Annotated in this window: 22 protein-coding genes; 11 read left to right on the top strand and 11 right to left on the bottom strand. The window is 74.4% G+C overall.

Annotation, left to right across the window (positions count from 1 at the left end; all coding sequences use genetic code 11):
- Window positions 1-379 precede the first annotated feature (379 nt).
- The 5 genes from AC3WT4_RS13415 to AC3WT4_RS13395 form a co-directional block, all read right to left on the bottom strand.
- A complete protein-coding gene (locus AC3WT4_RS13415) occupies window positions 380-568 on the bottom strand; it encodes a hypothetical protein (protein ID WP_492315667.1) in 189 nt (62 codons plus the stop codon).
- A gap of 448 nt (window positions 569-1,016) precedes the next feature.
- Complete coding sequence (locus tag AC3WT4_RS13410; RefSeq protein WP_492315666.1) at window positions 1,017-2,081, bottom strand: ABC transporter substrate-binding protein; 1,065 nt, start codon at window positions 2,079-2,081, stop codon at window positions 1,017-1,019.
- Between the two features lie 90 nt (window positions 2,082-2,171).
- The gene (locus AC3WT4_RS13405; RefSeq protein ID WP_074804392.1) at window positions 2,172-2,954 is read right to left on the bottom strand and encodes an ATP-binding cassette domain-containing protein; all 783 of its coding nucleotides are present in this window, start codon (window positions 2,952-2,954) and stop codon (window positions 2,172-2,174) included.
- Between the two features lie 125 nt (window positions 2,955-3,079).
- Window positions 3,080-4,171: an iron-enterobactin ABC transporter permease gene (gene fepG, locus AC3WT4_RS13400; protein WP_228485153.1), complete on the bottom strand. Its 1,092-nt coding sequence runs from the start codon at window positions 4,169-4,171 to the stop codon at window positions 3,080-3,082.
- On the bottom strand, window positions 4,168-5,262 hold the full coding sequence (locus tag AC3WT4_RS13395; protein WP_492315665.1) for an iron chelate uptake ABC transporter family permease subunit: 1,095 nt from the start codon (window positions 5,260-5,262) through the stop codon (window positions 4,168-4,170). Before AC3WT4_RS13395 ends, fepG begins: the two co-directional genes overlap by 4 nt.
- A gap of 183 nt (window positions 5,263-5,445) precedes the next feature.
- Here AC3WT4_RS13395 and idi point away from each other — a divergent pair, with 183 nt between their 5' ends.
- The gene (gene idi / locus AC3WT4_RS13390; RefSeq protein ID WP_492315664.1) at window positions 5,446-6,042 is read left to right on the top strand and encodes an isopentenyl-diphosphate Delta-isomerase; all 597 of its coding nucleotides are present in this window, start codon (window positions 5,446-5,448) and stop codon (window positions 6,040-6,042) included.
- A 70-nt stretch (window positions 6,043-6,112) separates the two neighbouring features.
- Here idi and AC3WT4_RS13385 read toward each other — a convergent pair whose 3' ends face one another.
- Genes AC3WT4_RS13385 through AC3WT4_RS13375 form a run of 3 tightly spaced genes read right to left on the bottom strand, consistent with a single transcriptional unit; the run spans window position 6,113 to window position 8,663 of the window.
- Complete coding sequence (locus AC3WT4_RS13385; protein WP_492315663.1) at window positions 6,113-6,850, bottom strand: hypothetical protein; 738 nt, start codon at window positions 6,848-6,850, stop codon at window positions 6,113-6,115.
- Window positions 6,847-7,662 (bottom strand): hypothetical protein, encoded by an 816-nt coding sequence (locus AC3WT4_RS13380; RefSeq protein ID WP_492315662.1) that lies wholly within the window; start codon window positions 7,660-7,662, stop codon window positions 6,847-6,849. Before AC3WT4_RS13380 ends, AC3WT4_RS13385 begins: the two co-directional genes overlap by 4 nt.
- Window positions 7,659-8,663, bottom strand: a complete 1,005-nt coding sequence (locus AC3WT4_RS13375; RefSeq protein ID WP_137281383.1) for a WXG100 family type VII secretion target — start codon at window positions 8,661-8,663, stop codon at window positions 7,659-7,661. Before AC3WT4_RS13375 ends, AC3WT4_RS13380 begins: the two co-directional genes overlap by 4 nt.
- A 195-nt stretch (window positions 8,664-8,858) precedes the next feature.
- Here AC3WT4_RS13375 and AC3WT4_RS13370 point away from each other — a divergent pair, with 195 nt between their 5' ends.
- Window positions 8,859-9,707, top strand: a complete 849-nt coding sequence (locus AC3WT4_RS13370) for a class I SAM-dependent methyltransferase (RefSeq protein ID WP_400113248.1) — start codon at window positions 8,859-8,861, stop codon at window positions 9,705-9,707.
- 36 nt (window positions 9,708-9,743) lie between these two features.
- Here the strand turns inward: AC3WT4_RS13370 and AC3WT4_RS13365 are convergent, their stop codons facing one another.
- Complete coding sequence (locus tag AC3WT4_RS13365) at window positions 9,744-10,796, bottom strand: LacI family DNA-binding transcriptional regulator (protein WP_074804079.1); 1,053 nt, start codon at window positions 10,794-10,796, stop codon at window positions 9,744-9,746.
- A gap of 217 nt (window positions 10,797-11,013) precedes the next feature.
- Between AC3WT4_RS13365 and AC3WT4_RS13360 the strand changes: the two genes are divergently transcribed.
- From AC3WT4_RS13360 to AC3WT4_RS13325, 8 genes are read left to right on the top strand one after another with little or no spacing between them, the layout of a single operon-like run.
- On the top strand, window positions 11,014-12,252 hold the full coding sequence (locus AC3WT4_RS13360) for an amino acid ABC transporter substrate-binding protein (RefSeq protein ID WP_492315661.1): 1,239 nt from the start codon (window positions 11,014-11,016) through the stop codon (window positions 12,250-12,252).
- Window positions 12,253-12,259: 7 nt separating this feature from the next.
- On the top strand, window positions 12,260-13,144 hold the full coding sequence (locus AC3WT4_RS13355; protein WP_074804082.1) for a branched-chain amino acid ABC transporter permease: 885 nt from the start codon (window positions 12,260-12,262) through the stop codon (window positions 13,142-13,144).
- Window positions 13,128-14,375, top strand: a complete 1,248-nt coding sequence (locus tag AC3WT4_RS13350; protein ID WP_492315660.1) for a branched-chain amino acid ABC transporter permease — start codon at window positions 13,128-13,130, stop codon at window positions 14,373-14,375. Before AC3WT4_RS13355 ends, AC3WT4_RS13350 begins: the two co-directional genes overlap by 17 nt.
- Window positions 14,372-15,130: an ABC transporter ATP-binding protein gene (locus tag AC3WT4_RS13345; protein ID WP_492315659.1), complete on the top strand. Its 759-nt coding sequence runs from the start codon at window positions 14,372-14,374 to the stop codon at window positions 15,128-15,130. Before AC3WT4_RS13350 ends, AC3WT4_RS13345 begins: the two co-directional genes overlap by 4 nt.
- Window positions 15,123-15,905 carry an ABC transporter ATP-binding protein gene (locus AC3WT4_RS13340; protein ID WP_286186226.1) on the top strand — a complete coding sequence of 261 codons (783 nt, stop codon included), beginning with the start codon at window positions 15,123-15,125 and terminating at the stop codon, window positions 15,903-15,905. The genes AC3WT4_RS13345 and AC3WT4_RS13340 overlap by 8 nt, the downstream gene beginning before the upstream one ends.
- 8 nt (window positions 15,906-15,913) lie before the next feature.
- Window positions 15,914-17,140, top strand: a complete 1,227-nt coding sequence (locus AC3WT4_RS13335; protein WP_492315658.1) for a Gfo/Idh/MocA family protein — start codon at window positions 15,914-15,916, stop codon at window positions 17,138-17,140.
- A complete protein-coding gene (locus tag AC3WT4_RS13330) occupies window positions 17,137-18,357 on the top strand; it encodes a dihydrodipicolinate synthase family protein (RefSeq protein WP_492315657.1) in 1,221 nt (406 codons plus the stop codon). The genes AC3WT4_RS13335 and AC3WT4_RS13330 overlap by 4 nt, the downstream gene beginning before the upstream one ends.
- Entirely contained in the window at window positions 18,354-19,403 is a 1,050-nt protein-coding gene (locus AC3WT4_RS13325; RefSeq protein WP_492315656.1) for a sugar phosphate isomerase/epimerase family protein, read from the top strand. The genes AC3WT4_RS13330 and AC3WT4_RS13325 overlap by 4 nt, the downstream gene beginning before the upstream one ends.
- An 80-nt stretch (window positions 19,404-19,483) precedes the next feature.
- Here the strand turns inward: AC3WT4_RS13325 and AC3WT4_RS13320 are convergent, their stop codons facing one another.
- Window positions 19,484-19,930 (bottom strand): winged helix-turn-helix transcriptional regulator, encoded by a 447-nt coding sequence (locus AC3WT4_RS13320; protein WP_074804091.1) that lies wholly within the window; start codon window positions 19,928-19,930, stop codon window positions 19,484-19,486.
- A gap of 152 nt (window positions 19,931-20,082) precedes the next feature.
- On the opposite strand from AC3WT4_RS13320, the gene AC3WT4_RS13315 reads away from it, so the two are divergent.
- Entirely contained in the window at window positions 20,083-21,585 is a 1,503-nt protein-coding gene (locus tag AC3WT4_RS13315) for an MFS transporter (RefSeq protein WP_492315655.1), read from the top strand.
- Window positions 21,586-22,045: 460 nt separating this feature from the next.
- Here the strand turns inward: AC3WT4_RS13315 and AC3WT4_RS13310 are convergent, their stop codons facing one another.
- Entirely contained in the window at window positions 22,046-22,954 is a 909-nt protein-coding gene (locus AC3WT4_RS13310; protein WP_492315654.1) for an SDR family oxidoreductase, read from the bottom strand.
- Between the last annotated feature and the right edge of the window lie 30 nt (window positions 22,955-22,984).

Below are 22,984 nucleotides of genomic sequence, written 5' to 3'. Positions count from 1 at the left end.
GCGATGTCGTCGGCTGGCTCCTCGACGCCGACCCGGCGCTGCGCTGGCAGGTGGAGCGCGACGTCGTGCACGCCCCGCCGTCCGTGTGGCGGGCGACGCGGGCGCGCGTCGCGACCGAGGGCTTCGGCGCCCGGCTCCTCGCGCTCCAGGACCCCGACGGGCAGTGGGCGGGCGGCGCGTACTTCCCCGCAGACGTCGGCGGGGACGGCGCGGCCGCGCCGGACGCCGAGGGCAGGCCCGAGGAGGGCCAGCCCTGGACCGCGACCACCTGGTCGCTCGTCGCGCTGCGCGAGTGGGGGCTCGACCCCGAGGTGCTCCGCGCGCGTCGCACGCCCGAGCTGCTCGCCGAGCACTGCCGCTGGGAGTACGACGACCTGCCCTACTGGGGCGGCGAGGTCGACTGGTGCATCAACGGGTACACGCTCGCCGCGGGCGCGTGGCTCGGCGTCGACGTGTCCGGGCTGCTCCGCACCGTCCTCGACGGGCGGCTGCCCGACGGCGGGTGGAACTGCGCGTGGGTCGAGGGCGCGACCGTGTCGTCGTACCACTCGACGCTCAACGCGCTCAAGGGTCTCCTCGCCTACCAGGAGCACGCCGGGGCGACCGACGAGCTGCGCGCCGCGCGGCGCACCGGCGAGGAATACCTGCTCCGCCGCGGCCTGTTCCGGCGGCTCGGCACCGGCGAGCCCGTCGGGGACTGGGCGTTCCGCCTCGCCTACCCGTTCCGCTGGTACTACAGCATGCTCAACGCGCTGGTCTACCTGCGCGCGGCATCGCTGCTCGACGGCACGCCGCCGGACCCGGGGGGGGGGGGGGGGGGGGGGGGAGGGGGGGGAGGGGGGGGGGGGGGAGAAGACACAGGTCGAGCACGTCCGCCGCGCGCGGCGCCCGGACGGCACCTGGCTCCAGGGCCGGCGCCACCCGGGCCGCGTGTGGTTCGAGGTCGACGCCCCCGCGGGCGAGCCGTCGCGCTGGCTCACGTACCACGCGACCGTCGTCCTCGACTGGTGGGACGGTCAGGACGCGGGCGGCCCCGAGACGACCGCGGCGCCGTCGAGCACCGCGATGAGCTCGTCGAACCACTCGACGTAGCTCGCCCACGTGAACGGGCGCTTGTCGTCCCAGCCCACGACCTGCCCCGCCTGGACCGCGGGCAGGCCCGCGTACACGGGGTTCGCCGCCATGGCCTCGTCGGAGCCGGTGTAGCTGAGCACGACGTCCGCCGGGTAGTCCGGCACGCGCTCCCAGCTGAGCTCCGCCCAGGCCTCCTGGTCCTGCGGGCCGCCGATCGTGAAGCCCAGCTCCTCCAGCAGCGCGAGCTGGCCCAGGGTCCGCTGCCCGACCCACAGCTCCTCGGCCCCGTTGAGCGGCAGGATCGTCAGCGGCTTCTCCGCCGCGATCGCCCGCAGGGTGTCGAGGCGCTCGTCGAACGCGGCGCGCGCCTCGGCGACCTCCGGGGTGTCCGCGTCGCCGCCGAGCGCCTCCGCGAGCGACGCGTAGTCCTCGATCACCTCGACGACGGGGCGGCCGGAGAACTTCATCCCGACGAACGGCGCGACGGCGGTCGCCTCCTCGGTGATCTTCTCGTCCCACCACCGCCACGCCGTGCCGTCCTCCGTCCCGAACCCGATCACGAGGTCGGGGTCGAGCGCGAGCAGCTTCTCCAGGTTGAGCTCGGCGTCGGTGCCGACGACCTCCATCTCGTCGACCCGCGCGTTGCCGATCGACAGCGCCCCGGTGTCCGAGAAGCCGTACCCGAACACCCCGTCGGGCCGCACGCCGTAGTCCCACAGCGCGGCGGCCGAGTAGCCGTCGACGACGAGGCGGTCCGGCGCCTCGTCGAGCTCGTACGTCGTGCCGTGGCCCGAGGACGTCCACGACCAGCCGTCGGCGCTCGCGGACTGCCCGCCGTCCCCCGTGCCGTCGGAGCCCGCGTCGGTGCTCGGGGAGCACGCCGCGGCGACGGCCGCGAGACCGAGCGCGAGCGTGGCCGCCGCGACCGAGCGTGCCGAGCGCGCGGGCCGACGCCGCGGACGGCGCGCGCCGGGCAGGGTGGACGAGGGACGGGTCGTGCGGGTCATGCGGTGCTCCTCCGACGAGGCGGTGCGGGCGAGCGCAGGACGGTGGGGGGCCGGTCGGGCGGGGTGGTCCGACCGGGAGACGAGGCCGCGTCAGGCGCGGCGGGGCCGGCCCTCGGGCACGACGAGCGGGGTGCCCGTCACGGGGTCGGCGATGATGCGGCACGGGAGGCCGAACACGTCCTCGACGAGCTCGGCCGTCACGACCTCCGCCGGGGCGCCCTCGGCGACGATCGCGCCGTCCTTCATGGCGATGAGGTGCGTCGCGTAGCGGCACGCGTGGTTGAGGTCGTGCAGGACGGCGACGAGCGTGTGCCCGCGGTCCCGGTTGAGGTCGGCGCACAGCTCGAGCAGCTCGATCTGGTGCGCGATGTCGAGGAACGTCGTCGGCTCGTCGAGCAGGAGGAGGGGCGTCTCCTGCGCGAGGACCATCGCGACCCACACGCGCTGGCGCTGGCCGCCGGACAGCTCGTCGACGAGGCGGCCCGAGAGGTCGGTGGTGCCGGTCGCGGCGAGCGCGGCGACCACGGCCGCCTCGTCCTCCCGCGACCACTGGCGCAGCAGCTTCTGGTGGGGGTAGCGCCCGCGCGCGACGAGATCCGCGACGGTGATCCCCTCGGGCGCGATCGACGACTGCGGCAGGAGGCCGAGGCGGCGCGCGACCTCCTTCGCGGGGATGGACGAGATGGAGCGGCCGTCGAGCACGACCTCGCCCTGCGACGGCTTGAGCAGGCGCGACAGCGCCCGCAGCAGCGTCGACTTCCCGCACGCGTTCGGCCCGACGATCACCGTGAACGAGCCGTCGGGGATCGTCACGTCGAGCCCCGAGGAGATGACGCGGTCGTCGTAGCCGACGGTGATGCCGTCCGCGTGCAGGCGGTCGGCGGAGGGGGCCGCGGGGCGGTCGGCGGAGCCGGGCGCGGCGGGTGCGGCCGCGTCGTGCGGGGCGTCCGCGAGCTGGGTGGGTGCCACCGGGGTCCTTCCGGTCTGCGGGGTCGGGGTCACTTGCGGGCCTCGCGGACGAGGAGCCAGACGAGGTAGGCGCCGCCGACGCTCACGGTGACGACGCCGACGGGGAGCTGGGTCGGGGCGAACGCGCGCTGCGCCACGAGGTCGCTCGCGGCGAGGAGCACCGCGCCCATGCACGCGGCGGGCAGGATGCGCACGCCCGCGCTGCCCGTGAGGCGGCGTGCGAGCTGGGGCGCGGCGAGCGCGACGAACGCGATCGGCCCGGCCGCCGCGGTGACGAGCGCGGTGAGCGCGACGCCGAGGACGACGAGCGCGAGCCGCACCCGCTCGCTGCGCAGGCCCAGGGCCGCCGCGGCGTCGTCCCCGAGCTCGAGCAGGCCCATGCGCGGGGCGAGCCACACGAGCGGCAGGGCGAGGAGCGCGGCGAGCACGCACGCGGGGACCGCCTGCGCCCACGTCATGCCGTTGAGCGACCCGGCACCCCACACGGCCGCGGCCATCGCCGTCTCGAGGTCGGCCTTGACGATGAGCCACTGGTTGGCGGACGCGAGCATCGCGGACACCGCGATGCCGACGATGATGAGGCGGAACCCCTGCACGCCGCGCCGGTAGGCGAGGACGTACACGACCCCCGCGGTGACGATCCCGCCGACGAGCGCGCCCGCCGCCACGCCGACGTACCCGCCGCCGAGCAGCATGATGACGACGAGCGCCCCGGTGTACGCGCCCGTGTTGAAGCCGATGACGTCGGGGCTGCCGAGCGGGTTGCGCGTGAGCGACTGGAAGATGGCGCCGCTCGCGCCGAGCGCCGCGCCGAGCACGAGCGCCATGAGGGCGCGCGGGAGGCGCCACTCGACGACGACCATGTGCACCGGTCCGTCGGCGGCACCGACGAGCGCCTGGAGCACCTGCGGCACGGTGAGCGGGTAGTCGCCGGTGGTGAGCGCGACCACGCCGACGGCCAGCGCGACGAGCAGGAGCGCCCCGCACACCGCGAGCGTGCGCAGGTCGAGCCGCAGGCTCACGCCTCGGCCGCGCACGACGCGCGTCGGGCGGCCGAAGTCGACGCGCCGGTCCGGGCCGGGCGCCCCGGCGGGGAGACGGTCCTGCACCGGGGCGCTCACAGCCCGCTCGCCTTCGAGCGGCGCACGAGCGCGATGAGGACGGGTGCCCCGACGAACGCCGTGACGATCCCGACCTGGAGCTCGCCCGGCATGACGACGACGCGGCCGACGACGTCGGAGACGAGGAGCAGGACGGGCGCGAGCACCGCCGAGTACGGGAGGATCCAGCGCTGGTCCGGGCCGACCGTCCAGCGCGCGACGTGCGGGACCATGAGCCCGACGAACCCGATCGGCCCGGCAGCCGCCGTCGCGGCACCGCACAGGAGCATGACCGCGACGCCGACGAGGACGCGCGTGCGCCCGACGTGCGCGCCGAGCGAGCTCGCGAGGTCGTCGCCGAGCGCGATGGTGTTGAGCGGGCGCGCGACGACGAGCGCGATGACGAGCCCGACCACGACGAACGGCGCGATCGTCCCCGCCATCTCCATGGTGCGGCCCGCGAGCGAGCCGGCGCCCCAGAAGCGCATGCGGTCGAACGCCGCCGGGTCGAGCAGCGTGATGCCCTGGGAGATCCCGCCCAGGACCGCCCCGAGCGCGACGCCCGCGAGGGTCAGGCGCACCGGCGTCGCTCCCCCGCGCCCCTGCGAGCCGATCGCGTAGACGGCGATCGTCGCCACGACCGCCCCGGCGAACGCGAACCAGATGAACGACCCGATGTCGGTGAGCCCGAGGAACGCGACGGCGAGCACGACGGCGAACGCGGCGCCCGCGTTGACCCCGAGGATGCCCGGGTCGGCCAGGGGGTTGCGCGTCATGGCCTGGATGAGGGCGCCCGAGACGCCGAGCGCGGTGCCGACGAGCAGCCCGACGACCGTCCGCGGGAGGCGCAGGTCGCGGATGATCACGTGGTCGCCCGAGCCGTCGTACCCGGTGAGGGCGTCCCAGACCGTGCCGAGCGGGACCGGCTTCGACCCGACGACGAGGCTCAGCACGATCGCGAGCACGAGGACCGCGAGGGCGACGAGGAGCCCCAGGCTGCGCCCCGCGTTGGTCCGAGCGACCCCGGCCGGGCGGTCAGCGCGGTCGGACGCGGCCGGTGCCGTGCCGCCGGGGACGCCGGCCGTCGTGGCGGCGGTCGCGGGCGAGGTCATGGTGCTCGGATCTGCTCGGGGGCGCTCGGCCCGGCGGGTCGTGACGAGTGAGGTTACCCTCACCTTAATTCACGCCCCGGAGGGTCCGGCAAGGTCGTCCGCGAACCCGGCGGAGTGACCCCGCTCACCGCCGGCGCCGGAGGAGGTTGCCGGTCCGCGAGCGGCGTGTGCGAGAGTGGCCGCATGACCTCGCACGTCCCCGTCGCCGCCGACCACGTCGTCACCGTCGACGACCAGGGCCGCCGGACCGGCACCTTCGAGCGCGCCGCGGTCCACACGACCGAGACGCCCCTGCACCTCGCCTTCTCCTGCTACGTGCTCGACGACGCGGGCCGCCTGCTCCTCACGCGGCGCGCGCTCGCGAAGCGCACGTGGCCCGGCGTGTGGACCAACTCGTTCTGCGGGCACCCGCGCTGGACGGAGTCGACCGAGGAGTCGATCGTCCGCCACGCTCGGCACGAGCTCGGGCTCGAGATCGCGGACCTGGAGGTCGCGGTCCCCGGCTTCCGCTACCGGGCCGTCGACGCGTCGGGCGTCGTGGAGAACGAGATCTGCCCCGTCTACGCCGCCCGGGCGGCGGGCTCGGTCGAGGCGAACCCCGACGAGGTGATGGAGCTCGCCTGGGCGGACCCGCGGGACGTCGCGCGCGGCGTCGCCGCCACGCCGTGGGCGTTCAGCCCGTGGATGGTGCTCCAGGTCGCGGCGCTCGGCGGCGCGAGCACGGCCGACGACGGCCCGACGGCGCCCCTCGCTGCGGCCTTCGGCTCCGCCTCCGCCTGACCGCGCCTGGGGCGTGACCCGGCCGCGGCGAGGCGTCGGACGCGGCCGTGACCGTGCAGTGCCCGGGGAGTCAGACGCGCCGGAGCTGCGCGCGGCGGAACCGCTCGGGGATGCCCAGGTGGTCGGCGTCCTCGGCGGTCGAGCGCAGCCGCCGCGGCGGGAGCGCGTGCGGGACGACCGCGTCGGCGCCGGGGACCCGCGCGTCGTGCATCGCGGCGGCGAGAGCGTGCACCAGGGGTGCCTGCCGGGACGGACGCCGCGTCGAGAAGACCCACAGGTCGAAGCCGGGGGCGGTCGCGAGGTCGACGGGCTGCCCCTGCGCCCACGCGTGCCGCGCGACGACCGGCGACACGGCGAGGAACGTGATCGGACGGCGCGACCACAGCACCGTGCGCGACGCGCCGCTCACGCCGCGGTCGGCCATGAGGAGCCCGATCGTGCGCTGGTTGCCCACGACCGCGGACACCGTGCGCGGGTCGATCCCCGACCACGGGATCACCGTCGGGCGCAGGAACGGCGCGAACGAGCCCACGACGATCCCGCCGTCGAGCACGAGCAGCTTCTCGGAGCCGAGGAACCACAGCAGCAGGCCGAGCACCGCGGCGACGGCCACGAGCAGGACGCCCGCGGCGACGACCTCGCCGTCGGCCAGGCTGGCGACTGGCGCGATGAGCACGAGCACGAGGACCACCGCCCACGCGGGGCCGTTCGGCGTCGCGGCCTCGACGTGCCGGAGGCGGCCGAGGCGCGACGCGTCGGCCCAGTGGCGCACCTTGCGCGTCGCGCGGTCTCCGGTCGGGGCCGTCATCGGCCGAGCAGCTCGGCGGGCAGGCGGCGCAGCGTCGCCGGCCCGACCTCCGACATCTCGAGCGTGACGGGCGCGCCGTCGGCTCCGTGCTCGCCGCCGCGCACGACGTACACGCCGTCCGGCGTCGTGTAGATGCTCACCCGCACGAGGGAGTCCGAGCCCGCGCGCACCGCGCCGAGCACCGTGACGGCGACCGCTCCGGAGAGCTCGGGGGACGTGCGCGCCTCCGCGGCGAACTGCTCGGTCGTGAAGGTGCGGGCGCGGCCGTCGAGCACGGCCTTCGCCGCGGGGTCGAGGAACACGGCGAGGCGGCCCGCGAGCTCGGCGAGCGGGTACACGCTGAAGGAGTGGTGGCCGCTCGGCCCGACCTCCTCCTCGAGCACCCGGTCCTCGTCGTGCAGGTAGACGTACACCCAGTGCTTGCCGAGCGCCGTCGTGCGGTCCGCGGACAGGATGGCCGACGCCGTGCGGCGCAGCACGAGCGGGCCCGTCACCTCGGTGACCGCCTCGATCCCGACCTGCGGCTCGCCGCCCGGCCCGGGCGGGCGCTCCTCGTCCGACGGCACCACGAGACCCCGCGCGAGCAGCGACCGCAGGGCCACGCGCCCGACGAGCGTGCGGTCCGCGCCCTCCTGCGCGTCGAGCCAGGGCAGCGGGACGAGCTGCGGGTTCTGCAGCCCGTCGAGGATCGCGACCTCCTCGTCCGTGAGCGTGACGACGTGCGTCACCCCGCCGGGCGCCGTGCGCGCGAGCGTCTGCTCGGCGGCCGCGATGTCGGCCGCGGACCACTGCATGGTCGGCTGCTGGGTCACGAGAAGAGGCCTCCGATGAAGTCGCCGGCGGCGGAGAGCCCGTCGCCGATCGCGTCACCGACGTCGGACGCGACGTCGCCGATGGTATCGGCCGCGTCCCCGACGAAGCTCGTGACGTCGTTCCAGCCGTCCGCGAGGTACGGGCCCGGGTCGGAGAAGAACCCGGTGATCGAGTCCCAGTTGTCGTAGACGAGGTTGCCGAGCGCCCAGACGCCCGCGACCGCCGCCGCGCCCGCGACGACCGCGATGCCGACCGGGTTGGTGAGGAGCCCCGCGGCGATCGCCATGGTCCCGGCGCCGCCGATCACGGACAGGACGCCCATGCCGCGGTCGACGCCGCCGCGCACGCCGTCGTACTGGGTGTTGACGATCTGGTTGATGCCGCCGACCACGCCGGCCGCACCGCCCGCGAAGCCCATGAACCGGGAGAACGTCGTGGCCCGCCCGAGCACGCTCAGGGCGTCCCCGACCGCCATGCCGCGCGTGAGCTGCAGGGCGCTCGCGGCCGCGGGCGAGAGCGCCGCGAGCCGGCTCGCGTCGAGGAAGCCGCGCGCGGCGAGGAACGTGCGGTACGCGATCCACGCGCCGCTGCCGGCGCCCCACGCGGACAGGGCGGTGTCGCCGACGTCCCAGATCGAGCCGTCGAGCGGGTCGCCCGCGCCGGGAGGGCCGCCGCCGGGGCCGGTCGGCACGCCGGGCCCGGGGACGCCCGGGGAGGGGATGGACCCGCCCTCGGTGCTCGTCGCGAACTGCTGGTCCGCGTGGCGCAGGACGGCCTGCGACGCCTCGGAGAGCGTCTGGCTCACGCCGCGCAGCAGCGCGACGGACGTGCCGGTCCACTCGCTGCGGAACTGGTCGGCGTCGCCGCCCTGCCAGCGGCCCGCCGCCTCCACGAGGCCGCTGACCTCGGACGTCGTGCTCACGAGCTGGTCGGAGGCGGACCGCAGCGACTGCGCGAGCCTCCGCAGCTCGTTGACGTCCGCGCCCCACATACCGCTCACGTCGTCCTCGTCCCCTCGTCGGTCGTCCGGCCCGCCGGCACCCGGTGTCCGGGACGCGCGAGGCGGGCACCGGGGAGGCTACCGCGCGCGCTTGCGTGCGGGCGATGGGGAGTCCTCCCCGTCGGGTCGTGGCGGGCACGCGCGCGCACCGCTCGCGCGTTCGGCTCCGGCGCCCGGGCGGGTGACAATCGACCCATGCCTGACGCGGTACCCGACACCCCCGACACCCCCGACCGGGCGAGCGAGGTGCCGGTGCCCGCCCGGGACGCCTCGTTCGAGGAGCACGTCGCCTGGGCCCGCGCGGTCCCGGTCGTCGGGTTCGACCTCTCCCCCGTGGCGGGCCGCGTCGTCGAGGACCCCCTGCCGTGGGACTACGTCGCGCTCGCGCGCGAGCTCGTCGCGAGCGGGCGCGGGCCCGTGCTCGACCTCGGCACGGGCGGCGGCGAGCTCCTCTCGACGCTCGGCCCGTTCCCCGCGGGCTCCGCGGCGACCGAGGGCTGGGCCCCGAACCTGCCGGTGGCCCGACGGCGGCTCGAGCCCCTCGGGGTCGAGGTGCGGCCCGTGGAGGGCGACGACGAGCAGCTCCTGCCGTTCTTCGACGGCCAGTTCGCGGTCGTCCTCGACCGGCACGAGGAGTTCGACCCGGACGAGGTGCTCCGCGTGCTGGAGCCGGGCGGCGTGTTCCTCACGCAGCAGGCCGACTCGCGCGACGGCGTGCGCCTGAGCACCGCGCTCGGCGCCGAGCCGGCGTGGGACCCGGACTCGGTCACGCTCGACGCCGCGGTCGAGGTGCTCCGCGAGGCCGGGTTCGTGGTCGACGCCGCGCGCGAGCACGAGGGCCTGCGCCGGTTCCGCGACCTGTCCGCCCTGCTCTGGTACCTGCGGCTCATGGCCTGGCAGGTGCCGGGGCTCGCGTCGCTCTCGCCCGAGGCGGTCGCGCGCTACGAGGCACCCCTGCGCGCCCTGCACCTGCACCTCGCCGCGGGCCACGAGTTCGTCGACGAGGCGCCGCGGTTCCTCGTCGTCGCGCGCAAGCCCTTCTGACCCCGGGCCCTACCCCCCATCGTCCGCCCCACCCACTCAGGGATGGCGGGGTGGGGCGGTGGAGTCGCGCACGACGAGCACGTGGTCGGTGCGCTTGCGGCGGGGCCGGGCCGACGGCGGCCGCAGCGCCATCTCGAACGCGGCGGCGCCCATCTCGCTCATGGGCAGGCGCACGGTCGTCAGCGCGGGCGCGAGGTCCTGCGCGACCTGGATGTCGTCGAACCCCGTGACGGACATGTCGCGCGGCACGACGACGCCGCGCTCGCGCAGGAGCGACAGCACCCCTGTGGCCATCGCGTCGTTGAGCGCGAGGATCGCCGTCGTGCCGGGTGCCTCCTCGAGGATGCGCGCCGTGGCGTCCCGGCCGCCCTCGCGCGTGAACGGCGCGTGCACGACGACCAGGTCGTCCGGGTCGAGGCCGTGCGCCGCGACGGCGGCCCGGATGCCCGCGGTGCGGTCGGCGACGGTCGTCAGGCGCTCCGGGCCGGCGGCGATCGCGAGCCGCCGGTGGCCCAGGCCGAGCACGTGCTCGGTGAGGGTCGCGGCGGCCGCCTCGCTGTCGGGCAGCACGGCGTCGCTGGGCAGGTGGTGCCGCCCGATGACGACGACGCGCCCCCCGGCCTCCTCGAACGCCTCGAGCTCGCGCGCGGCGTCGGCCTCCATCGCGGGCTCGACGTACCCGGACCCGGCGACGAGGATCGCCCCCACGCGGTGCGCGCGCATGAGGCGGATCTGCGTGACCTCGGCGCTGGGCTCGCGCTCCGTGTGGCTGATCTGCACGCTCCAGCCGTGCTCGGTCGCGACGCGCACGACGCCGCTCGCGATCTCGGAGAAGTAGGGGTCGCCGATCTCGTAGACCAGCAGGCCCGCGACCGACGTCGTGCCGCCCGCGAGCGTGCGGGCGTGCGGGTTGGCGATGTAGCCCATCTGCGTGGCGACGTCGCGCACGTGCTCGGCGAGGACCTCCGAGACCCCGTCGCTGCCGGACAGCGCGCGCGACGCGGTCGCGAGCGACACGCCCGCCCGCTCGGCGACGTCCACCAGCCGCAGCGCGCTCCGGCCCTTCGTGGCCCGACCCTCTCGACGCACCCCTGCTCCGCTCGTCCGTGCGTCGCCCGGTCGGCGACCCGAGGGCCCTCCCCGACGTGACGCTTGCCACATCCGCTGTCCGCACCGTACTCTAGCGGAAGCGCTTACGAAAGCGCTTTCGCAATGCAGCGGTCTCGTACGGAGCAGTACGGCCTCAGGTCTTCACTACGACGAAGTAGGGAGAGTCACGTCCATGCATTCTCGGTCGACTCCACGGATGTCCACCCGCCCCCGCGCACGCCGTGCGTTCGCCCTCGTGGCCGGGGCGTCCGCAGCGGCGCTCGTCCTCACGGCGTGCTCCGGCGGGTCCGACGGCGAGGGCGGAGGCGGTGGCGCGGACGACCCGATCGTCGTCGGCATCTCCCTCCCCCTCACCGGCGACTTCTCCGAGCCCGGCAAGGGGGTCCAGCGCGGCTACGAGGCCTGGGCCCAGTTCGTCAACGAGGACGGCGGCCTCCTCGGTCGCCAGGTCGAGCTGAAGATCCTCGACGACCAGTCCAACGCGGACCGCGTCGTGCAGGACTACGAGGCGCTCATCGCGCAGGACGAGGTCGACCTCGTCTTCGGCCCGTTCTCGACGCGCCTCGTGGTGCCGAGCGCCCGTGTCGCCGAGGAGTACGGGATGCTCTTCGTCGAGCCGGCCGGCGCCGCGAACGAGGTGTTCGAGCAGGGCTTCGAGAACCTCTTCTACGCCGCCCCGGCCGTCGCCGACGACCACTACAACTACCTCGCCGACCACATCCTCGACATGCCCGAGGCGGAGCGCCCGCAGACGGTCGCCGTCGCCGCGATGGACGACCCGTTCGCCCAGGGCACCGCCTACGGCCTGCGCGACAAGCTCGCCGACGCCGGCCTCGACGTCGTGGTCGACGAGGTCTACCCGCCCAACACGACCGACTTCTCCTCGGTCGCCGCGAAGATCAACGACTCCGGCGCGGACATGGTCATCGGCGGCACGCAGTACCAGGACGCGGTGAACCTCATCGTCGCGCTGCAGCAGCTCGACTACCAGCCGATGCTCGCCGCGTTCTCGACCGCGCCCACCAACCCCGAGTTCTCCGCCGCGATCGGCGCGAAGACCGAGGGCATCCTCTCCCCCACGGGCTACACGGAGACCGCGAGCTGGCCGTCGAACGTCGACTTCGTCGAGAGGTACACGGAGCTGCACGGCAACCCGCCCGGCGAGGACGAGGCCAACGCGTACACGACCGGCCAGGTCGTCGCCGCCGCGGTCGAGGCCGTCGGGTGCGCCGAGCAGGGCGAGTGCCAGCAGGAGCTCATCTCGTGGCTGCGGGACAACGAGGTCGAGACCGTCGTCGGGCCGCTGACGTGGGACGAGACGGGCAAGCCGCAGGGCGCCCACCTCATCCAGCAGTACGTGGGCGGCGAGATCCAGATCGTGCTCCCGCAGGACGCGAAGGAAGCCGACTTCGTCTTCCCCAAGCCGGCCTGGTGATCGCCTCGTGACGGGAACCCTGCTCTTCCAGAGCCTCGTGCTCGGCGTGCTGCTGGGAGGGCTCTACGCCCTCCTGGCAGCAGGCCTCACCCTGTACTTCGGCGTGATGCGCGTCGTGATGATCGCCCACTCGGCGTTCCTCATCCTCGCCGCGTACCTCGCCTGGTTCTTCAACCAGCAGACCGGCATGGACCCGCTGCTGTCGCTCGTCGTCACGGTGCCGCTGTTCTTCCTCGTCGGCGTCGGGATGCAGCGCCTGCTCATCACGCGCCTGCGGCCCGCGACGCTCACGATGATGTCCGTCCTCCTCACGTTCGCCGTCGCGCTCTTCATCGAGGGCATGATCGGCTTCGTCTGGAGCGGCACGCAGCGGCGCATCCAGCTCCCGTACTCGGGCGCGAGCATCGAGTTCTTCGGCGCGCGGATCGCCGTCGTGAAGCTCGTGGCGTTCGCGCTCGCGGCGCTGTCCCTCGCGCTGCTCTACGTGCTCATGAAGCACAGCCGGTTCGGCCAGGCGCTGCGCGCGACGATCCAGCACCGCGAGGCCGCGCAGCTCGTCGGCATCAAGACCGACCGCGTCGCCGGCTACGGCTTCGGCCTCGGCCTCGCGACCGCCGCGATCGGCGGGACCGCGCTGTCGCTCGACGCGACGATCTACCCGTCGCTGCACTGGCACTGGATCGGCCCGCTCATGGCGATCATCGTCGTCGGCGGCCTGGGATCCATCCCGGGTGCCGCGATCGCCGCCATGGTCCTCGGCATCGGCCAGAGCCTGCTCCAGGTGCCGCTCGGCACCACGTGGGCGCAGACCATCTTCTACGTCGCGCTCTTCGCGACGCTGATGCTGCGGCCCCAGGGATTCTTCGGAGGTCGCCTTGCCCAACGCTTCTGACACCCGTCCCGCGAGCCGCCGCAGCGCCGCGGCCGCCAGCCCGGTGCCCGACGGCGCGGCCGCGTCCTCCGCTCCCGGCGCACCTCCCGCTCGTCGCCCGTGGGTCCGCGTGGTCCGCCTCGCCGCGCTCGTCGTCGGCGTCGTGCTGGTCCTCGCCTTCCCGGCGATGGCCCCCAACGCGTACATCCTCTCGGCCGGCATCGTCGTCGCGAGCTACGCGTGCACCGCCACCGCCTGGAACTTCATGGGCGGGTTCACCGGCTACGTCTCGCTCGGTCACGCCGCGTTCTTCGGGCTCGGCGCCTACGGGACCGGCCTGCTCATCCGCGACGTCGGCCTCCCGAGCTTCGTCGCCTGGCTCGTCGCGGGCGTGCTCGTCCTGCTCGTCACCATCCCGGTGGGGATCGCGGCGCTGCGCGTGCGCGGCGCGTCGTTCGTCATCGTGTCGATCTCGTTCGTGCTCATCCTGCTGCTCGTCTTCCAGGCGTGGGGCTCCTTCACCGGCGGGTCCGACGGCCTCGTCGTCCCCCGCCCGTTCCCGGACCTGCTGCGGCCCGAGCACCACCGCACGTTCTTCTACCTGTTCGCGGCGCTGCTCGCCGTCATGCTCGTCGCGTGGTGGGCGATCGACCGCTCGCGCTTCGGCACCGGGCTCAAGGCCATCCGCGAGGACGAGGACAAGGCCCAGGCGCTCGGCGTCCCGACGCGCAACTACAAGCTCGTCGCGTACGTCGTGTCGGCGACGTTCACCGGCCTCGCGGGCGGCATGTACGCCCTGTGGTTCGGCGACCTCGACCCGATCTTCCAGTTCTCCATCATGCTCGGCTCCTACATGGTGCTCATGGCCCTCTTCGGGGGCGTCCGGCACCTCTTCGGCCCGCTCCTCGGCGCCGTCGTCGTGGGCACCGGCCTGGAGTACTTCAAGCTCGAGTTCGGCGACACCCAGTTCCACCTCGTCGCCACGGCCCTGCTGCTCGGCGTCGTCGTGCTCTTCATGCCCGACGGGATCATCCCCGCCGCCCAGGCGCTCGTGAAGCGCTTCGGCCCGCAGGACTCCTCGATCCGCGAGATGACGGCCGCCGAGCTCCTCGAGCGCAACCGCGCCGCGGCCGGCCCCGCCCCGACGGCGGGCGCCGCGACCGCCGGGCCGGCCACCGCCGTCGGGCAGGACGGGCGGCGCGAGGACGGCGAGCCGAGGGCAGAGGGCACGGGAGAGGAGAAGGACCGATGACGACGACCATCACCCCGCCGACGACCCGCAACCTCGAGACCGTCGGCCTCACCAAGTCGTTCGGCGGCGTCCACGCCGTGCGCGACGCGACGGTCACGTTCCAGCACGGGAAGATCAACGCGCTCATCGGGCCCAACGGCTCGGGCAAGACGACGTTCTTCAACTGCGTGACGGGCATGATCAAGCCCGACTCGGGCACGGTCACGTTCCGCGGCGAGGACATCACGCGGCGCGCGCCGCACAAGATCGCGCGCGCCGGGATCGGGCGCAGCTTCCAGCTCTGCCGCGTGTTCCCCCGCATGACGGTCCTCGAGAACATGCTCGTCGCGGTCCGGCGCACCCGGGTGCGCGAGCTGCTCGCCGGGGCGCGCAACCCGGAGGAGATCGACAAGGCCCGCGCGCTGCTCGTGCGGGTCGGGATCGACCACCTGGAGAACGCGGAGGCGCGCAACCTGTCCTACGGGCAGCAGAAGCTCCTCGAGCTCGCGGGCGTGCTCATGGGCGACCCGGACACGATCATGCTCGACGAGCCGGCGGGCGGCGTGAACCCGGCGCTCATCGGGCGCATCGGGACGCTCGTGCAGGAGCTCAACGCCGAGGGCAAGACGTTCCTCGTCGTCGAGCACAACATGGACATGGTCATGAGCCTGTCCCACCACGTCATCGTGTTCGACCGGGGACGGCCCATCGCCGAGGGGACCCCCGCCGTCGTGCAAGCCGACCCGCGAGTGCTGGAGGCCTACCTTGGTGTCTGACCCGACCCCCGGGACGGGGGCGAAGCAGGAGTACCTCCTCGAGCTGGACGACGTCCAGGCCGGGTACGGCCGCGCCGCGATGGTGCTGCGCGGGCTGACCATCAAGGTCCCCGCGTCGACGGTCGTGTGCCTCGTCGGACCGAACGGCGCGGGCAAGTCGACGGTGCTCAAGGTCGCGAGCGGGCTGCTCAAGCCGCGCGCGGGCCGCATCCTCGTCGGCGGGCGCGACGTCACCGGGCAGGGACCGCAGGAGATGCTCTCCTCCGGGCTGGCCCACGTGCTCCAGGGGCACAGCGTGTTCCGCGAGATGACCGTCGCGGAGAACGTCCTCCTCGGCGCGTACACGCTGCGCGACAAGGAGAAGGTCGCGGAGCGCGTGGCGTTCGTGCAGAACCTCTTCCCCATCGTGGGCGAGCGCTGGAAGCAGCTCGCCGGCCTGCTGTCCGGAGGGCAGCAGAAGCAGGTCGAGTTCGCGCGCTCGCTCATGGTGAGCCCGCAGGTCGTGCTCCTCGACGAGCCCTCGATGGGCCTCGACCCCAAGACCACGTCGACGGTGTTCGAGCAGGTCGTGCGCATGCGCGACGCCGGGGTCGCGGTGCTGCTCGTCGAGCAGAACGCGCGCCGCGCGCTCGAGACCGCCGACATCGGGTGCGTGCTCGACCTGGGCCGCGTCCACATCACCGGCCCCGCGCCCGAGCTCCTCGCCGACCCCCAGCTCTCCGAGCTCTACCTCGGCGGACGCCCCGCCGAGCGCTCGCTCTCGCAGAACGGATGACCCGCAGGATGACCAGCCAGACCACGGGCGCGACGACGCCCGACCGCACCGTCCGCATCGTCATGAACGGCGTCACGGGCCGCATGGGATACCGCCAGCACCTCGTCCGCTCGATCCTCGCGATCCGCGACGACGGCGGCGTCGAGCTCGACGACGGCACGCGCCTCCAGGTGGAGCCCGTCCTCGTGGGCCGCAACCGCACGAAGCTCGCGGAGCTCGCCGAGCGGCACGGGGTCGCCGAGTTCACGACCGACCTCGACGCGGCGCTCGCGGACCCGACGGCCACCGTCTACTTCGACGCCCAGGTGACGTCCGAGCGCAAGAAGGCGCTGCTGTCGGCGCTCGCGGCCGGCAAGCACGTGTACACGGAGAAGCCCATCGCGGAGTCCGTCGCCGACGGCGAGGAGCTCGCGGACGCGGCGCGCGCCGCGGGGGTGATCCACGGCGTCGTGCACGACAAGCTGTACCTGCCGGGCCTGATCAAGCTCAAGCGCCTCATCGACGGCGGGTTCTTCGGCCGCATCCTGTCGGTGCGCGGCGAGTTCGGGTACTGGGTGTTCGAGGGCGACTGGCAGCCCGCGCAGCGCCCGAGCTGGAACTACCGCGCCGAGGACGGCGGCGGGATGGTCCTCGACATGTTCTGCCACTGGAACTACGTGCTCGAGAACCTGTTCGGCCCGGTCGAGGCGGTCATGGCGAAGGCCGTGACCCACATCCCGGAGCGCTGGGACGAGCGCGGCGAGCCCTACCGGGCCACAGCCGACGACGCGGCGTACGGGATCTTCGAGCTCGCCGGGCCGGACGGCCCGGTCGTGGCCCAGGTGAACTCGTCGTGGGCCGTGCGCGTCGACCGGGGCGAGCTCGTCGAGTTCCAGGTGGACGGCACGCACGGGTCGGCGGTGGCCGGCCTGTTCGGGTGCCGGGTCCAGCCGCGGGCCCGCACGCCCAAGCCCGTGTGGAACCCCGACCTGCCGACCGACCAGGACTTCCGCGCCCAGTGGGAGCAGGTCCCGGACAACCAGGAGTTCGTCAACGGGTTCCGCGCCCAGTGGGAGGAGTTCCTCCGCGACGTCCACGCCGGCCGGCCGCACCCGTACGACTTCGACGCCGGGGTCCGCGGGCTGCGCCTGGTCGACGCCGGCTACGCGTCGTCGCGCGAGGGACGTCGGGTCGAGCTCGGGGTGGGCTCCGCGCCGTCGGGCCTCGCCGCGCCTGCCGTCGAGGCGGGCGCGTGACGGCCGGGGACGCGGTCCGGGTCCCGCTGGCCGACGGCGGCACGCGCCGCGTCGAGCTCCGCGCGCCCCGGGAATGGGCCGACCACCCCGGCCCGTACCGCTCGCGCGTCGCGTTCGCGGCGGCGCACGTCGTGGCGGACCCGCGGGGCGAGAACGTCCCGGGCGCCCCGGCCGTCGTCGACTGGGACTCGACGCTCGCCTTCCGGCGGCACCTGTTCCGGTACGGGCTGGGGGTCGCCGAGGCGATGGACACCGCACAGCGCAACATGGGGCTCGACTGGCCGGCGGTGCAGGAGCTCGTGTCGCGCAGCGCCGCGCAGGCCCACGAGCTGGGCGCGCGCATCGCGTCCGGAGCGGGCACGGACCACCGCGCACCCGACGAGCTGCGCACCGTCGACGACGTGATCGGGGCGTACGCGGAGCAGGTCGAGTTCGTCGAGGGTACGGGGTCGCAGGTGATCCTCATGGCGTCGCGGCACCTCGCGCGCGTCGCGACGTCCACCGACGACTACGTGCGCGTCTACGACGCGATCCTGTCCCAGGTGCGCGAGCCGGTCGTGCTGCACTGGCTCGGCGAGGCGTTCGACCCGAACCTCCGGGGCTACTGGGGGTCGGGCGACGTCGACGTCGCGACGTCGACCTTCGTCGACCTCGTGCGCGCGCACGCCGCGAAGGTCGACGGGGTCAAGGTGTCGTTGCTCTCGGCGGCGCACGAGGTGGGCCTGCGCGCTGTACTTCCTGAGGGTGTGCGGTTGTACACGGGCGACGACTTCCACTACCCCGAGCTGATCCGGGGCGACGGCGAGCGACACTCCGACGCGCTGCTCGGCGCGTTCGCAGCCGTCGCGCCCGCCGCCTCGGCCGCGCTCGCCGCGCTCGACGACGGCGACCTCGACCGCTACGACGCCGAGATGGCGCCGACGCTCGCGCTCTCGCGGCACGTGTTCGAGGCCCCGACCTACTACTACAAGACCGGCATCGCGTTCCTCGCCTGGCTCGCAGGCCACCAGCCGGGCTTCACGATGGTCGGCGGCCTGCAGTCGGCCCGGAGCGTCGTGCACCTCGCGCGCGCGTTCGAGCTCGCCAACGAGGCGCGTCTCCTGCCGGACCCGGACCTCGCGGCGCACCGCCTCGGCCTCGTGCTCGCGGCGGCGGGAGTCGAGGGGTCCGGTGCGGGCGCGAACGAGCCGGCCGTCGTCGGGCAAGGTGTCGCATGAGCACCGAGATCTCGGAGTTCCCGTCCGGGGCGTCGCGGGCGACCTCGCCGGCCGACCAGGCCGTCCTGCCGGACGAGCAGGCCGTCTCGGCTCGTCCCGGTGGCGGGACGGACCACGACCACCTGCTCGGCGCGGAGCGGGGGGTCGTCGACGTGCCGAGCGGAGCGCCGGCTCGGGTCGGGACGCCGCTCGCCGGCGACCCGCGGCTCGCGCGGCTCTCGCTCAACCAGCGCACGACGGCGGCCTGGTCGCTGCGCGAGGCGATCGACGGCTGCGTCGCGGCCGGGCTCCCGGCGATCGGGGTGTGGCGCGAGCCCGTCGCCGAGGTCGGGCTCGACACCGCCGTGCGGTGGGTGCGCAACGCCGGGCTGCGCGTCTCGTCCGTGTGCCGCGGCGGGTTCTTCACCGCGAGCGACCCCGACGCGCGCGCCGCCGCCCACGCGAGCAACCTCGCCGCGATCGCGGAGACGGCTGCGCTCGGGGCGCGCACGCTCGTCCTCGTGCCCGGCGGCCTGCCCGCGGGCGACCGCGACCTCGTCGGGGCGCGCGCCCGGGCGGCGGACGCGATCGCGGCCCTCGTCCCGGCCGCGCGTGACGCGGGCGTGACGCTGGGGATCGAGCCCATGAACCCGATCTTCGCCGCCGACCGCGGCGTCGTGTCGACGCTCGAGCAGGCCCTCGACCTGGCCGAGCCGTTCGCGCCCGAGGAGGTGGGCGTCGTCGTCGACACGTACCACCTGTGGTGGGAGCCGAAGGTGCACGACCAGGTCGCGCGCGCCGGTGCGGCCGGGCGGATCGTCAGCTACCAGGTGTGCGACTGGATCACGCCGCTGCCCGCGGACACGCTGCTGGGCCGCGGCATGATGGGCGACGGCCACGTCGACTTCGCGGCGTTCACGCGGTCGGTCGCGGCCGCGGGCTACACGGGCGACGTGGAGGTCGAGATCTTCCACGCCGACGTCTGGGCCGCGCCCGGCGCCGACGTCGTCGCGACCCTCGCCCGCCGCTACGTCGAGCTCGTGGAACCCCACCTCGCCACCCCGTGAGTGCATGAAACAGTCGCGTCCGGCACGTCCGGACGCGACTGTTTCATGCACTCAGGGCGGTGGGGGCGCCGCGGGGTGCGTCAGAGGTCCCGGAGCTCCGCCTCACGCTCGTCGTAGGCGCTGCGGGCCGCGGCGATGCGCTCCTGGTGCGCCTCCGTCCAGACGACGAGCGCCTTCGTCGTCGCGTGGAGCGACCGGCCCATCTCCGTGAGGGCGTAGTCGACCCGTGGCGGGACGGTCGGGTAGACGGTGCGCTCGACGATGCCGTCGCGCTCGAGCTGGCGCAGCGTGCGCGACAGCATGCGCTGGCTGATGCCGTCGATCTCGCGCTTCAGCTCGGTGAAGCGCATGACGCGCCGGTCGAGCAGCGCGATGGCGAGCAGCGACCACTTGTCGGCGATGCGGTCGAGGATCTGCCGCACCTCGCAGTCCTCGCGCGCGTCCCACTGCCAGACGTCGGCGTCGCTCTCCCACCGCGACGGCGGTCGCGGGTCGCACGCCTGCTCCGTCACGGCGTCGTCGGGCACGCTCGAGGCCGAGGGCGCGCCGCCACGGTATCCGCGGTGATACCAGGTGGGCGCGATGTGCCGTCTTCCATGCCTCCTGATCCTGACCCACGATGGGTTCGGTATCAAGAGGTAACCGGGTGCCGAAGGGTGCTCACGACGAGGGGACGTCCATGGGCGACGGGACGACGAGCCGCGGCCGCGAGTCCGCGCGCGGGGCCGCGCGCGAGGCAGCACGGTTCAGCCTGCGGGACTGGGGTCTTCTCCTCGTGCTGTGCGGGGCGATCTTCCTCGAGGGCAGCGACATCGCCATGCTCTCCGTCGCGCTGCCGGGCATCCGCGCCGACCTCGGGCTCGCGACCGGCGAGCTCGGCGGGGTCGTGACGGCCTACGTCGTCGGGTACGGCGGGTTCATGCTCCTCGGCGGGCGCGCGGCCGACCTCTACGGCCGACGCCGCATGTTCGTCCTCTGGCTGCTCGTCTTCCTCGTGTTCTCCGGGCTCGGCGGGTTCGCGACCGACGGCTGGATGCTCCTCCTGTCCCGCTTCGTCACGGGCGTGGCGGCCGGCTTCCTCACGCCGGCCGGGATGTCGCTCATCACGACGTCGTTCGCCGAGGGGCCGCGCCGCAACCGCGCGCTCGTCGTCTACGGGGCCGCGGGGGCGGCGGGCTTCTCGCTCGGGCTCGTCGTGGGCGGTCTCCTGGCGGCCGTCCACTGGCGGTGGGTCTTCTTCGCCCCGGTGCTCGTCGCCGTCGTGCTGCTCGCGCTCGCCCTGGTCACCGTCCCGCGCGACACGACGACGCGCGTCCGCGGCGCGCTCGACGTCCTCGGTGCCGTCCTGGCGACGACCGCCATGGTCCTGCTCGCCGTCGGCATCGTGCGCCTCGAGCACCCGGGTGACGGGCTCGCGTGGACGGTCGCGGCGCTCGGGGGCGGCGCGGCGCTGCTGGCGGGGTTCGTCGCCCGACAGCGCCGAGCCCCGCACCCGCTGCTGCCGCTGCGGCTCTTCCGGTCGGTCGAGCTCGTCCGGGCGAACCTCACGGCCGTGCTCTTCGCGGGCGGGTTCTACGGCTTCCAGGTGCTCCTCACGCTCTACCTCCAGGAGCTCCGCGGGTGGACGCCGCTCGAGACCGGGCTCGCGATGCTCCTCATGGCGATCGACGTCGTGCTCGCCCCGGTCCTCACGCCGCGCCTCGTGGAGCGGTTCGGGGTGCCGCGCGTCATCGTCGGGGGCCTGGTCGCCGGCACGCTCGCCGCGGCGTGGTTCCTCGGGTCGGGGCTCGACTGGGCGTACGCCGTCATGGTCCCGTCGTTGGCGCTCGTCGGGGTGGCGTTCGCGCTGGTCTACGGGCCGATCGCGATCGCCGCGACGACGGGCGTGACCGACGCCGAGCAGGGCGTCGCGGGCGGCGTGCTCAACACGTCGTTCCAGCTCGGTGCGGCGATCGGCATCTCGGCCGCGACGGCGGTCAGCGTCCTCGCCCTCGGGGACGCGACGGGCCCGGAGGCGGGTCTCGCCGCCTTCCACACCGCGCTGTGGGTGCCCGTCACGGCGTTCGCCCTCGCGGCCGTGACGATGGGGGCGCCGCGCCGTCGGGCCGTCGTCGGGCCGGCCGGTCCCGCCGTCGAGTCCTCGACCACGGAGACCGCACGACCGGCCCCCGCCACCCGCTGAGTGCAGGAAACAGTCGCGTCCTGGCGTCCCGGACGCGACTGTTTCCTGTACTCAGCGGCGGGGGGTGGACAGCAAGAAGCCCGCGGGCTGGAGGGTTCCTCCTGTCGTGCTGGACGAGGGCACGACACCCGCGGGCTCCGGTGGTTGCGTGGTACTCGCTCGCCGCCGGGGGCTCCCCTCGGGAGACCCCGCCCGGTTCACGGGCTCACCGCATCCGGTCCGTTGCTGGATCGGTTGCGCGACGACTAGCGCGCAACCACCTCACGAGTCCGAAGAATCTTCACTTCCAGGACCACCTCCTTTCGCGTGTACGACGACGGTACGTCCGCCTCCCGCGGCCACGCCAGGGGTTTTCGCCCACGGCGTGGAACCGCCGGGGAACGTCCCGCCGGGTCGCCCGGTCGGTCCTGCGAGGGTCGACCAGGCGACGCGCGGGCCGTCGTCGTGCGCTCGACGCAGGTCAGGCGGGGCGCAGGTGCGCCCACTCCTCGGGGTAGTCGTCGAGCCACGCGGCGAACGACTGCGCGGGCCGCTCGACGAGCCGCGGGACCGTGTCGCTCACGTGCGCGAGCTCGCCCGCGGCGATCGCCGTGTACGACGACACCCAGCCGTCCACCTCGAACCGCGGCGCCCCGTACCGGTCGCGCGAGGCGTACGCCTCGTCGACGGTCTCCGGGTGGTACGTGATCTCGCGCCCGGTGGCCGCCGACAGCTCGGCCGCGACCTCGGCGAGCGTGAGCGCCTCGGGGCCCGTGACGTCGTAGGTGACGCCGTCGTGACGGTGCGCGTCGGCGTCGAGCAGCACGACGGTCGCGACGTCGGCGATGTCGTCGTGCGACACCGACGCGACGCGCCCGTCGCCCGCGGGGCCGCGGATCACGCCGTCGTCGCCCACCATGAGCGCGAGCCCGCGGTGGTAGAGGTTGTCGCGCAGGAACGTGTGCCGTACGCCCGTCGCGCGGATGTACTCCTCGGTGCGCCAGTGGTCGCGCGCGAACGTGAACACGGCGTCCGGGGCGGCGCCCACGAACGACACGTAGACGATGCGGTGGACACCCGCCGCGACGGCCGCGTCCACGGCCGCGCGGTGCTGCGCGACGCGGTCGACGTCCTCGCGCGCGGACACGAGCAGCACCGTGTCCACCCCGGTGAACGCCTCGACCATGCCCCGCGTGTCCGTGTACCCGGAGACGACGGCGACGTCCGACTCCGGCAGCGGGTCGTCGCCCAGGCTGGGCGCGCGGGCGGCGTCGCGCACCACCAGGCGCTGCGGCGCACCCTCGGCGGCGAGCCGGAACGCGAGCTTCGACCCCAGGAGCCCGCCCGCGCCCGTCACGGCGACCCGCCCCGACCCCGCCCCGATCATCATCTCCTCACGGTAGGCGCCCAGGTCACCGGC

The sequence above is a fragment of the Cellulosimicrobium sp. EB106-03-01-XG111 genome (assembly GCF_058792115.1).
The sequence above is the reverse complement of the archived record's forward strand: the minus strand, read 5'-3'. Positions and strand labels throughout refer to the sequence as shown.

Bases quoted from the DNA above. Each gene is read 5' to 3' on its own strand.
- AC3WT4_RS13410 (WP_492315666.1), bottom strand. From the start codon at position 2,081: ATGACCCGCACGACCCGTCCCTCGTCCACCCTGCCCGGCGCGCGCCGT.
- AC3WT4_RS13395 (WP_492315665.1), bottom strand. From the start codon at position 5,262: ATGACCTCGCCCGCGACCGCCGCCACGACGGCCGGCGTCCCCGGCGGC.
- idi (WP_492315664.1), top strand. From the start codon at position 5,446: ATGACCTCGCACGTCCCCGTCGCCGCCGACCACGTCGTCACCGTCGAC.
- AC3WT4_RS13385 (WP_492315663.1), bottom strand. From the start codon at position 6,850: ATGACGGCCCCGACCGGAGACCGCGCGACGCGCAAGGTGCGCCACTGG.
- AC3WT4_RS13370 (WP_400113248.1), top strand. From the start codon at position 8,859: ATGCCTGACGCGGTACCCGACACCCCCGACACCCCCGACCGGGCGAGC.
- AC3WT4_RS13360 (WP_492315661.1), top strand. From the start codon at position 11,014: ATGTCCACCCGCCCCCGCGCACGCCGTGCGTTCGCCCTCGTGGCCGGG.
- AC3WT4_RS13345 (WP_492315659.1), top strand. From the start codon at position 14,372: ATGACGACGACCATCACCCCGCCGACGACCCGCAACCTCGAGACCGTC.
- AC3WT4_RS13335 (WP_492315658.1), top strand. From the start codon at position 15,914: ATGACCAGCCAGACCACGGGCGCGACGACGCCCGACCGCACCGTCCGC.
- AC3WT4_RS13325 (WP_492315656.1), top strand. From the start codon at position 18,354: ATGAGCACCGAGATCTCGGAGTTCCCGTCCGGGGCGTCGCGGGCGACC.
- AC3WT4_RS13315 (WP_492315655.1), top strand. From the start codon at position 20,083: ATGGGCGACGGGACGACGAGCCGCGGCCGCGAGTCCGCGCGCGGGGCC.
- AC3WT4_RS13310 (WP_492315654.1), bottom strand. From the start codon at position 22,954: ATGATGATCGGGGCGGGGTCGGGGCGGGTCGCCGTGACGGGCGCGGGC.